General features: G+C 48.9%; 7 protein-coding genes. 4 read left to right on the forward strand and 3 right to left on the reverse strand.

The genetic code is table 11. From position 1 onward, the window contains the following. Positions 1–613: 613 nt before the first annotated feature. The 3 genes from QUA27_RS10765 to QUA27_RS10775 all read left to right on the forward strand — a co-directional run bounded on the left by QUA27_RS10765 (position 614) and on the right by QUA27_RS10775 (position 5,773). Complete coding sequence (locus tag QUA27_RS10765; protein ID WP_333067934.1) at positions 614–2,149, forward strand: energy transducer TonB; 1,536 nt, start codon at positions 614–616, stop codon at positions 2,147–2,149. 90 nt (positions 2,150–2,239) lie between these two features. Further along, on the forward strand, positions 2,240–3,325 hold the full coding sequence (locus QUA27_RS10770; RefSeq protein WP_333067935.1) for a hypothetical protein: 1,086 nt from the start codon (positions 2,240–2,242) through the stop codon (positions 3,323–3,325). A 360-nt stretch (positions 3,326–3,685) separates the two neighbouring features. Further along, entirely contained in the window at positions 3,686–5,773 is a 2,088-nt protein-coding gene (locus QUA27_RS10775) for an acylase (protein ID WP_333067936.1), read from the forward strand. 81 nt (positions 5,774–5,854) lie between these two features. Here QUA27_RS10775 and QUA27_RS10780 read toward each other — a convergent pair whose 3' ends face one another. The 3 genes from QUA27_RS10780 to QUA27_RS10790 form a co-directional block, all read right to left on the reverse strand. After that, entirely contained in the window at positions 5,855–7,117 is a 1,263-nt protein-coding gene (locus tag QUA27_RS10780) for an MFS transporter (RefSeq protein WP_333067937.1), read from the reverse strand. Positions 7,118–7,442: 325 nt separating this feature from the next. Further along, positions 7,443–8,585: a PepSY-associated TM helix domain-containing protein gene (locus QUA27_RS10785; protein WP_333067939.1), complete on the reverse strand. Its 1,143-nt coding sequence runs from the start codon at positions 8,583–8,585 to the stop codon at positions 7,443–7,445. 203 nt (positions 8,586–8,788) lie between these two features. After that, positions 8,789–11,620 (reverse strand): TonB-dependent receptor domain-containing protein, encoded by a 2,832-nt coding sequence (locus QUA27_RS10790; protein ID WP_333067940.1) that lies wholly within the window; start codon positions 11,618–11,620, stop codon positions 8,789–8,791. A 126-nt stretch (positions 11,621–11,746) separates the two neighbouring features. Here QUA27_RS10790 and QUA27_RS10795 point away from each other — a divergent pair, with 126 nt between their 5' ends. After that, positions 11,747–11,887, forward strand: coding sequence for a hypothetical protein (locus QUA27_RS10795; RefSeq protein ID WP_333067942.1), 141 nt, complete (start codon positions 11,747–11,749; stop codon positions 11,885–11,887). Positions 11,888–11,945: the final 58 nt, after the last annotated feature.

Below are 11,945 nucleotides of genomic sequence, written 5' to 3' on the forward strand. Positions count from 1 at the left end.
TCGCACTACCTGTATGTGACTATCTTCGTCTTTACCCAAAATGCTTCTACTGCGATCGCGACCGAGATCGCGACCGATTTTTCTGCCAGTCCTTTTTTGCTAAAGATTTGCGTTAGAACTTGACAAAAATCTTCAATAACTTAAAAGATTCTCAACTAGGTTTCCACAAAATTCAGCCTTTGTCAAGCCATCATCCATACTTTTTAATAACTATATATTATTTAAATATTTAAACTTAATTAATTTAATTAATAACTGAATATTCTCTGAAAAACTGGAAAAGTTTGAAATTTGTTACTAGAGTCCGGGCTAAAGTATTGTATTTAAGGCATTGTGGAAGCTTGCCCTGCCACAGTGAGAACATTGACAGCACCCACGAGAGCGACGTAGGCGCACCCAAAGGAAATGCTGATTGGTAGCGTCTACTCGCTATATCAAAATAAAATAATGAAAATTAATTGCAAGAGTCTTGAAAAGGGTGACAGTCTTCTTATAGGATGGGTAGGTTCATCATTGATAGCAAGCTCAACTGGAAGTGGGTAGCTTGTTTCGGGTTATGTGGGGGAGCAAGCGAGGACGTTGCCAACCCATCCATCAAGGAGATTGATAAGGCATGAGTTTTTCAAATATTTCGGCGACGCAAAGACAACAACAAGAAGAAGCTCTCAAAAAAGTTCTGGCGATCAGTCTGTTAGGCTCAGCCTTACTGCACGGTGTCGCGCTGCCGTTGAGCCTCAAGTTGGTTAAACCGGCTGAATTTGCAGAGGATCCCATTGAAGTTGTTCTGCTTGATGAGCCCAAAGTAGAGGAAACCCAGCCAGAGCCAGTTATTCCAGAAAAGGTATCTCCCCCACCTGAGACCTTCAAACCAGAACCGCCACCAGAGCCAACTCCCGCAGAGGAGTCACCCGTAGCAGCAACGCCACCGCCGATTCCAGAGGAGCAGCCGGTAGCGGTAACGCCTCCACCGATTCCAGAGGAGCCACCTGTAGCGGTAACGCCACCACCGATTCCAGAGGAGCCACCCGTAGCGGTAACGCCACCACCGATTCCAGAGGAGCCACCCGTAGCGGTAACGCCACCGCCAATTCCAGAAGAGCCACCCGTAGCGGTAACGCCACCACCAGAGATTAAGAAAGAGCCGCCCTTAACGGAAACTCCGCCACCAACTCCTATCGAGCCTTCCCCCCCACCTCAACAGGATGTCAATTCCCCAGAAACTCCTAAAACCCCGATCGCCAAAGAACCCGAAACCCCTTCGCCCGATCCTCCAAAAAGCGAACCACCCGTTACCGCCTCTCGCCCCAAGGGTGCTGAAAGTTCCACAGACTTTACAAAAGATGCTGGAAATCCCAACTCCTCCGACAGCCCTGAAAAAAATAACCCGCTCTCCTTGCCATCTGCTTCGGAGGGTAGCGGGGAACCTTCCTCAGAGCCATTAAATCCTTCTTCCGGACCCATACAGCGATCGCCCGGGGCTGGCTCGCCAGTCACAGCTACTAGGCCAGGAGGCGGTGGCAATTCTGGAAATGCGATCGGAGGTTTAGGAAACCTTGCCTCTGGTGGTCCCGGAGGCGGAAGCCCTGGAGGTGGAAGCCCTGGAGGAAGTGCCTCGAACTCACCATCTGGCGCCAGCGAAAATGGCGACCTACCTTCCTCAGAGCCATTTGGGGATGGTTCGGGGCGATTGGGAAGATCTGCGACGGCTGGCTTACCAGGTTCTGGAGGCGGAGGCTCTGGAAGCGGAGGCCCTAGAGGCGGAGGCCCTGGAGGCGGAGGTTCTGGAGGCGGAGGTCGTGGAGGCGGAGGCTCTGGAAGCGGTTCGGGGTCAGGGCAAAAACCGACAAATCCAGGAAGAGGGGGGAGTCCTTCGCGCGCTCCCGGCACGCCTGGAGGCACTTGCATTAGTGGCTGCGGTAAACCTAACTATCCGATCGCAGCCAGAGAAGAAGGGCGCGAAGGCCGAGTGGATCTCATTTGTGACGTTGACCCCAACGGTAAGACATTCAACATCAAGATCTTGACTCCTAGCAAATACAACGATTTGAATCGCGCAGCGATGAAAACAGTAGAAGAAAGGAAATATGCCCCATCAGAGAGTGGCTTTCAAGGAGAAAAAATATCCATTATCTTCGATCTCACTGACTAGGGATTTTTTTGAGACTCTAGCAATTTGGCTGGGAATTCTATAGCACTGTCCAAAGAATAGCAAAGTTAAAAGTTGAATTTTTTGTGAATTATGAATTTGGGAATGTCGTCAGCAATATTAAGTAAACTTCAGCGATTTGGACTCGCTCTATTACTTGGTTCCAACTTGGGAATCGCTGTGTTGTTTGCCAACCCTCACAGCGCAATGGCAGGAGTAATTACTTTACCCGATGGCGGACGTTGCGAGGGAGAATTGAGTGAGGGAAAACTCAGCGGCCCCGGCATCTGTCAATATGCCAACGGCGATCGCTACGAAGGCCAATTTCTCAACGGCAAACCTCACGGTCAAGGCATCTATACCTTTAAAGAAGAAGGCCGATACCAAGGAGAATTTGCCTTGGGTGAATTCAACGGTCAAGGTGTCCGTGAATTTGCTAACGGCAACCGCTACGAAGGAACTTTCAAAAACGGTGAGTTCGACGGTACAGGAACTTTTACCTCAACTAACGGCATTCGTTACGAAGGCTCTTTTACTAATAGTTCTCCCAGCGGCCGAGGGGCTTTTACGTTCAGTAATGGCACTCGTTGCGAAGGAGATATTAAAGAAGGAAAAGTTAACGGCAAAGGCGTCTGTCAATATGCGAATAAGAACCGCTACGAAGGAGAGTTGCTGAATAATCTACCTCACGGGCAGGGAATTTATACCTTTGCTGAAGGAGGCCGTTATGATGGGCAATTTAGTGAAGGGCAGTTTCACGGTAAAGGGGTTCGCGAATATCCAAACGGCAACCGCTATGAAGGAGAGTTTGTCAAGGGCAACCTTCAAGGTCAGGGGTTGTTTACTTTTAAAGAAGGGGGACGTTATAAAGGGCTGTTTGACAATGGAGAATTTAGTGGTGAAGGTGTCCGTGAGTTCGCCAATGGAAATAGCTATAAAGGCACTTTTGTCAAGGGTAATATGAGCGGGAAAGGAGTTTTCATTTTTGCGAATGGCGATCGCTGTGAAGGCGAATTCAGCGATGGTCAGTTCAACGGCAAAGGTACCTGCATTTACGCCAATGGCGATCGCTATCAAGGTGAATTCCTCAACGGGAAAAAACACGGTCAAGGTTCTTATCTATATGCAGATGGAACGAAAGTAGAGGGAACTTGGCAACAGGGGCAGCTTAAAAAATAATCCTATAACCTATCTCGCCCTACTTGTTTACCCCCCTCCTCACCAATGACGTTATGCGCTTTACAGCCGACAAACCGGCGTTTTATAGCGCTTTTCAATCTGGTGAGCGTAGGTGAGGTTTTTCAATACCCGATCCGATGTACATAGGGTCTTTTTTCTGATTTTCTGGATTTATCAAAGAAGTGTTATTTTTTTAACAGCAGATAGACGCAGATAGGTTACGTTTTTGGGCATCGGATTTGGTATAAATTTCTCCCTTGTTCTCCATAAAAGGGATTTAAATCCTCGGCGTTTTGTTCGTGCAGCTTATTAAAAATGCTGTTATGTCTCATCAGTTTAACCCTAGCAAATTAATTTCCCGTGTTTCTACAACTAAAAAAACAAAGCCGACGGATTGTCTCGTTATTAATGAGTTTTATTTTAGTTTTGGTCCTCAATAATGAGACTCAATCAGCGCCTGAAATGGGCAATCAAATTCTTTGGGATACTTATGGAATTCCACATATTTATGGAGAGAATACTAAAAGCCTTTTCTACGCTTTCGGGTGGGCGCAGATGCAAAGTCACGGTAATCTGATTTTGCGTCTTTACGGGCAAGCTCGCGGGCAAGCTGCCGAGTTTTGGGGCGAAGATTATCTGGAATCCGATCGCTGGGTGCAAACGATGGGAATTCCTAATCGCGCCAATGCGTGGTATGAATCACAAAATCCCATTTTTCGCAACTATCTCGATGCTTTTGTTGGCGGAATGAATGCCTATGCAAAAGAACACCCAGAGGCGCTCACCGAAGAATTAAAGATAGCATTGCCTCTCAAACCGACAGATGTATTGGCACACGAGCAACGTGTCATTAATTTTACTTTTATAGTCGAGCCAGATAGCGTTGAAAATCTTGCTGAAAATGACACCCCCAAAGGCTCTAATGGTTGGGCGATCGCTCCTTCCCGTTCTGAAAGCGGCAATGCCATGCTATTGGCAAATCCTCACCTTCCTTGGTCGGATTTATATTTATGGTACGAAGCGCAACTGATTGCCCCAGAAATTAACGCTTACGGAGCGACTCTCGTCGGATTTCCTGTATTAACGATCGCCTTTAATGACAATTTGGGATGGACTCATACTGTCAACACTCACGATGGCTGGGATGCCTACGAATTGCCCCTCGCTAACGATGGCTATCGCTTCGATGGGAAAATCCGAAGTTTTGACAGGGAAGAGAAGGTTTTAAAAGTCAAAGAAAAGAATGGGAATTTCCGATCGGAATCTCTAGTCGTGCGGCGTTCTGTTCACGGACCGATTGTCACAGAAAAACAGGGCAAAGCGATCGCCCTGCGCGTTGTCGGACTCGATAAACCAGCAGCCCTTCAGCAGTGGTGGGATATGGCACGCTCAAAGAATTTTTCTGAATTTGAAGCCGCTTTAAGGTGCTTGGAAATTCCCATGTTTACCGTCATGTATGCCGATCGTGAGGGGCATATCATGCACTTGTTTAACGGTCAAGTCCCCATACGCAAAAACGGAGATTTTAAATACTGGTCAGGCACGATTCCAGGCAATACTTCAGAGACTTTGTGGAGCAAAAATCATCCCTATGCGGATTTGCCGCGCGTTGTCGATCCGCCCAGCGGTTGGTTGCAAAATACCAACGATCCGCCTTGGACAACGACGTTTCCCAGCGCGATCGCACCGGATAATTATCCCGCCTACATGGCACCCCGCGGCCCGATGGATTTGCGATCGCAGCGCTCGGCAAAAATGCTATTAGAAGATGAAAAAATCTCTTTCGATGAATTGATGCAATACAAACATTCCACTCAGGTAGAACTCGCCGATCGCCTCCTCGATGATTTAATTCCCGTCGCACGGCAAGGCAGTGAAAAAGCGCGCCGCGCTGCGCAAGTTCTCGCGACTTGGGATCGCAAAGTCGATGCTGACAGTCGCGGTGCGGTGCTGTTTGCCTTTTGGAAAAAAGCGATGGATGCCGATCGGTTATTCGCTAAACCTTGGAGCGAAGATGCGCCGCTAACGACGCCAGACGGGTTGGCAAATCCTGCGGAGGCGGTGCGGGTGCTGGAAGCGGCAGCAACCAAAGTTGAGGTAACTTATGGCGCGTTAGATGTGCCATGGGGGGAAGTCTTCCGATTGCCTGGGGAGGCGAATCTGCCTGCAAATGGAGCTGACGGTGCTTTGGGTGTATTTCGCTCAGTATGGTTCGCTCCTGGGAAGGACGATCGCTTTCAAGCGGTGGCGGGGGATTCTTTTGTCGCTGCGATTGAGTTCTCCAATCCGGTGAAAGCGATGGCGCTAAACAGTTACGGCAACGCCACTCAACCTGGTTCGCCCCACGCCGGCGATCAGTTGCAGCTCTTTGCTCGCAAGGAATTGCGCCCTGTATGGCGATCGCGATCAGAAATTGAAGCTCACCTGAGTTCGCGCCAGAAACTATAGCAGAAGGAAGAAGGAAGAAGGAAGAAGGAAGAGGGAAGAGGGAAGAGGTAAGAAGTTAAAAGACCTTTTTCCATTTCCCCTTTACGCATCGCGCAGCAGTCGGCAAGCATACCCACCGACTGCAACGAGCAATAAGCCCAGCGAGGTGATAGCGTATAACAAAGCCATGCCAGCACCGGCACCTGTCCCGATAATTCCGCCAAAAATAGCTGCTAAAAAACCTCCCGGTTGCATGGCGGGTTCAAAGACGCGATCGGCAAGTGGGCCTGCGATCAATAAACCGATCGCGGAGGCCAATTGCACGATAACTGCTCTGGTAGCAAAAACACGCCCCTGTACTTCTGGTGGGACTTTCGCCAGCCAGATTGCCTCGTTGGAACTGCCGAGGATGGGGAAATTGAAAGACGAACAAAATTGAGCGGGAATCCAGATGGAAAGCGCCTGACCAAAAGCAAAGACTATTTTACTCAAGCCCGCGCCTGCCATGCCCAGCAGAAAGCCCCGGATTCGGCGTTTGGGGCCTCCCCAAATACTGACGATTGATGCTCCTAAAACGCCGCCGGCGCCGGCGGCTGAAAGGATAGTACCGAGGATTCTGGCATTGTTGCCGGTGCGTGCCAGTATCATCGGTGAGTAGAGGGCCGCGCCGATGTCGTGAGCAAACCAGAATAGCGAAACCGACACCAGCAAGGCAAGCAGGCTGGGACGCTCGACGATGTAGCGGAATCCGAAGCTGAGTTCTTGCAATAGGTGGGGGCGAGTCGGCTGGGGATTGGAGGCGATCGCGGGCTGTGGTATTTTGACAGATACTAGGGTGGCGATCGCTATTGTAAATGTTGCCAGGTCGATCGTAAAAATCCCGCTCAACCCGATCGCAGAATAGAGAATCCCTGCCAGCGTCGGAGCAATAATACTCGCACCGTAACTTGCCAAAAAACTTAAACTGCTAGCGCGGCTGTAATGCTTTTCTGGCATCATTGTGGCGATCGCTGCCGAGTAAGCTAACTGCTGAAGTTGGTCAAAAATTCCGTTAATCGCTGCCGCTACATATATATGCCATATTTGCAGGTTTTGGCTGATATAAAGTAATAGGATAGTGAACGTTAACAAAGCTGAAACTGCATCACCGATTCCCATCAAAAATTTTCGATTCCAGCGATCGACGAGAATGCCAGCAACCGGAGCAAGCAAGATGCGCGGCAATTGAATAAAAAGCATCAACAAAGCCAAAGCTGTGGCTTGACTGGTGGACTCCCAAATCCAAATAGTCAGGGCAAACCCGGACATAGCGCTGCCAATCATCGAAGCCGTTTGTCCGAGCCAGAGTTGAATAAATTTTTGCATTAAATAGGCGATTGATAGGATTTAAAATTCAGAAAATCTGTTTTTTTAGGCAGGATAATCATATCAATTCCGGTTGCCTCTAAATAGTCAAATCCAGTCAACAGTAAACACTTTCCGAGGGATGGTGCAACCGGACTCGATTGGATTCATCTGCGTTAATCTGTGTTAATCTGCCTGTATCTGCGGTCAAAAAAAGAGAATTTCTCGAACCGCAGATGAGAATGGATTGACGCTGATTAACGCAGATTAAGAGAGGAGAGATAGGAATAATTCCGATGCTAACAGATTTGATATCACACCCGCCTCAAACCGCACGCCGCTCTCATTAAAACCAAGGCCATTGCTGGCTAAGTGGCGATAATTTTTCATATTGCTGTCTCGCCTCGCGGTAAAATTTCGCCAAATGCCGCTGCCGCGACATCATTACACCCGTAACAAACAGTACAATCGCTGCTAATCCGGCGATCGCGTGTGCCAGCCGCAAGTAAATTCCGCCATAGCTGCCAATATGTAGCGGATAAAGCGAGTTGAGAATTCGATTGGCTACAGAAGCTGAATTTACACTGTCAGCCTGCAATATTTTGCCACTATATTGGTCGAGATAAATGGTGCTAATCCCGTTTGGGTGCGGGTCATGGGGAAATTTTTTCCGTACCTTAAAAGTTTCTTCAGGTGTCAAAGGCAGAGAAATAAAAGTGGTTTTAGCTTCTGTCAAAACGGTATTAACTTGCTGTAATATTTCGTCAATATTTTGCCTCGAACTGCTAGATTGTGGATGAGAAGTCAATGCTGGCTGTGGCTTTTCATTTGTTAGCCAATACAAAGTGGCTTCAACCGGCGCGTAAAAAATTATCGCTGTCCCTGTAGCAGAGATGAGTATGATAAAAGCGACCGATACAATGCCAGAAACGTTATGTAAATCAAATACAGTCCGCTGCCAGTGAGCTTGCCAATTAATAGAAAATCCGCGAGCCAAATTGCGCCAACCAGTCCACAATACCAAACCCGTAAAAGTCAGTGCTAGCATTACTAGACCGCAAATACCAACAACAAGATGACCGAATTCTCCTCCCGCTAATTCCGCGTGTAACGTCAAAATCAAACCTGTAAAAGTTTGTTTTCCAAGGCGCGTACCCGTAATTTCTCCGCTGTAAGGATTGACATAAACGCTAACTATTTCCTCACTCTTTGACAGCATCCAAACTTGGCAAACTTCCTTCGCCGATCGCGGCAGCAAGATACTAAGAGCTTGATTTTGCGGATATGCTTTTTCGACAATTTGCAGGACATTTTCCAGCGGTATCTGTTCAGATTGAGGAATGACTTGCAGGAGTTGGGGATTGAAGAACCGCTCGATTTCGGGGCTGAAAACCAGCAAGCAACCGGTTAAAGCAATTACTGCTAGAAATATTCCTACCACCAACCCCAAATACAAGTGCAGTTTGAATGCGAGTTTACGGAACTTCATCTCGAAATTTTCCTCGAAACCGTTAACTTTTCTCATTAAGGTAAAACCGATAGTCCGACCGGGTTTTAACCCCTGGCGGACTGGCGGACTAGGGGGTGGGCGCGAGGACTGGCAGACTAACAGCTTAAAGTGACACCAATGGGTTCTTGGAGCGTCCCTACGGGGATCTCGAATCTACCTCATAAACCTGCAATCTGCTGTAATTACCAGTTAAGGCGGTAATTAACACTGAGAGTCAAACCTCTTCCTGCATAATTAGAGCTGTCCACGCCAAATCCAGCTAAGTATTGCGACAGCACGGGAAAATATTGATTATTCAATAAATTCTCCACTTTGACTTGTAGCAGCCCTTTTCCCAGTTGAATTGTGCTGATGTAATCCACTGTGAGATAGCTGCTAATTGGGCCGCCATCTGAGCCGTCTTTAAAGGCTTGATCGCGATTGCCAGAATATAAAAACTGTAACCGATTGTTCCATCCCTGCAAAGTTTCGTTTTGGAGATAAGCTGTTAGCTTGAGCGGTGGAATTCGGCTGCTATCGAGGGCGATGTAACGACCATTCTCGTCATATTCGCCTTGAATATAAGTAGCCGTCCCGCCGAGTGACCATGCTCGTGCAGGTTGCCAATCTACAGTACCTTCTAAGCCGTAAATGCGTTCTGGGGCGCGGATTAGTTCCAGGCGACCTGTGTTGCCAACTGGTTGAAAATTCACTCCTAGATCGGAGGTATTGTAAAAAGCGGCAAGCGACATTTGTACGGATTGCCACCCTCCTCGAATCCCAATTTCGTAGTTGTTGACTTTTTGCGGTTGAGTTACTTGTAACGAAGATTCAATTCCGACAAAATTGTCGGGAGGTTCGCGGAGAATGCGGCCGAAATCTGGAACTGAGAAACCTTGAGAAAAGTTGCCAAATATGTTGAAGGTGTCATTAATTTTATAGACAGCCCCTGTATTAAATAGGGTGGCGTTAAATTTGCGATCGCCTCCTTGGATCTGGCGATCGTTAAAAGTGATATAATCATTGAGTTCTAACCCGATGCGTTCGTGACGTATCCCGCCACTTAGAATGACGATATCGTCAATATTCCATTCCAATTGACCGAAAAGGCCAAGGCTGTTGTAAGTGTAAGGAGGAACGAAAGGACGCTCGGAGATTTTCCGGTAAACCCGGCCGCCACTTGCGTCAAATCTCTCCGTGTCGTACAAGTCGAAACGCTGTCTGCTATCTTCAGTAACATAGTCAGAACCCCAAGTTAATCGAAGATTTTCGGCGCGGGATAAAGGAGTGGTGATCGCCAGTCTACCTCCTATCTGTTCGTTCTCGGCTCGCGAACGAGTAACGCCGAGAAATGGACCAAAGAACTCGGACGTGCGGTAATCTGAAGGAACACCTGAATTGGAATTTGTTCGATAGTAGATTTGACTTTGAACGCTGCTGCCAAAAAGGTTTTGGTTGGTGTAACTTAGGTTGACCTGTGTACTTTTATTTCCCGGTGTTTCTCCGTCAATATCCAAATTTCCGGTTCGGATGGCGCGGGCTTTTTGCCGTCCTTCCTGGTCGTCAACCCTAAAATCTGGAATCACATTGGGATCTTGGGTTTCGCGATAGTGATTGACAGTTAGTTGCAGCCGCTGTTGGGTGTCCAAATCTACCCCGACTTTGCCCATGACGTTGAAGAGGGTGCTGCTATCTCCGCCGAGTTCAAAAAAGGGAATACGATCGCCTTTGGCATCGTAAAAAGCTCCACTTCTGGCTAGCGAGACAGTGCCGGTCAGATCGAAATTGCCCGTTCGGCCAGAAATCGTCTGCTGAGCGTTAAAGCCTAGAGCATCATCTGTGTTTGTTAAAGCGCTACTGACTCCTACTTCAGTAACAGCAGTTAGCCTTTCCTCAGTTGGCCGACGAGTAATAATATTAATCACCCCACCCGTAGCCTGAGCGCCGTAGATTGCAGTAGACCCCCGCACTACTTCAATGCGTTCGATCGCACTGGGGTCAATGTTTCTAAATTCTCTGCCAAAAGATTGAAGATTAGTCGTTTGTGGCACGCCGTCAATCAGAACGGAAACGTCGCGACCCCGCAAAGTTTGTCCATAAGTGGCCGTACTTTGAGTCGGGGGCGCGAAACCGGGAACCTGATTTGCCAGAGCTTCCCCGGTATTTCTCGATGACCCAATCTGCTGCTGAATTTCTTGTGAGTCTACCACCGTTATAGAGCGCGGTACGTTCGTAACTCTTTCTGCGGTTCGCGTTGCAGTGACGACGATTTCAATCGGGTTTCTCCCCACCTCTGGCGTTTCGGGTGGCTGTGTCGGTGTTCCTGGTGGCTGTGCTGTAGGCGGTAAGGGTTCTCCGGGCGTTCCTGGCGGCTGTGCTGTAGGCGGTAAGGGTTCTCCGGACGTTCCTGGTGGCTGTGCTGTAGGCGGTAAGGGTTCTCCGGGAGTTCCTGGCGGCTGCGCTGTAGGCGGTAAGGGTTCTCCGGGCGTCCCTGGTGGCTGGGCTGTAGGTGGCAAAGGTTCTGCGGGTATCTCTACCTGCTGCCCTGTCGATGGCAAGGGTGCTGCGGGTGTCCCCGGCCGCTGTGTTGTAGGAGCCGGTGCAGGCGGGCGAGCAGTCATCTCCGAAGTGGGTTTTAAGCTGAGAATCAGACCCGCAGCACCCGGAATCACCCGTGCCACTGGTTGGCCCCTCTCGCCAATGACTTTGATTCGGATGCTGTTGTTATCTAAAGGAGTAACGGTGACAGAAGCAATTCCCGCCGCCGGCTTGTCTTGACGAAACTCATTTCCCCCCGGCAATCGCAGTTGAGCGGTGATGACATCAGCTTGTAAAGTTTCGCCAAAGCTGGCGCTGAAGACTTGCAGGGGTCTTCCATCTTCAGTGTCTAGGATGATTTCAATACCTTCTGACGTGGGGTTGAGGCGAACGCCCGTCACCTGCGCGATGTTGGAAGCGCACGCCGACTGAGCGACTACCGCCGACACGACTCCTGCCAGCCCAAGGCTACTTAGTAATTTCTGCGATCTGTTCATTACTCTTAAATCAACAATTAATGGAACTTCGGATATGTGGTTTGCGTTGCTTGCACAACATGATTTGTGGCAGCGTTGCTGCTCTTCTCTTGTTCCTGAAACTGACCTGCAGAAGATCCGGCCCAGTTGTCGGGCGCAGTTCGATCCGATTCTCCCGTCGCTAGTGACATTTGTCTGGGAATACAGCAGGCGCGTGAGGGCGAACTCCTCAGTCCGGTGGCGCTCTGGACGATCGCCCACGGTTGGCATCTTCCTCGGTTAAAGTAAGTAGTCGCTGGACGCTTAATGAGAAAGTGCCTTAATTAGATAACAGAGCACTTGCATC

The organism is Microcoleus harperi Pol14_C6, from assembly GCF_036701295.1.
GTDB lineage: Bacteria > Cyanobacteriota > Cyanobacteriia > Cyanobacteriales > Microcoleaceae > Microcoleus.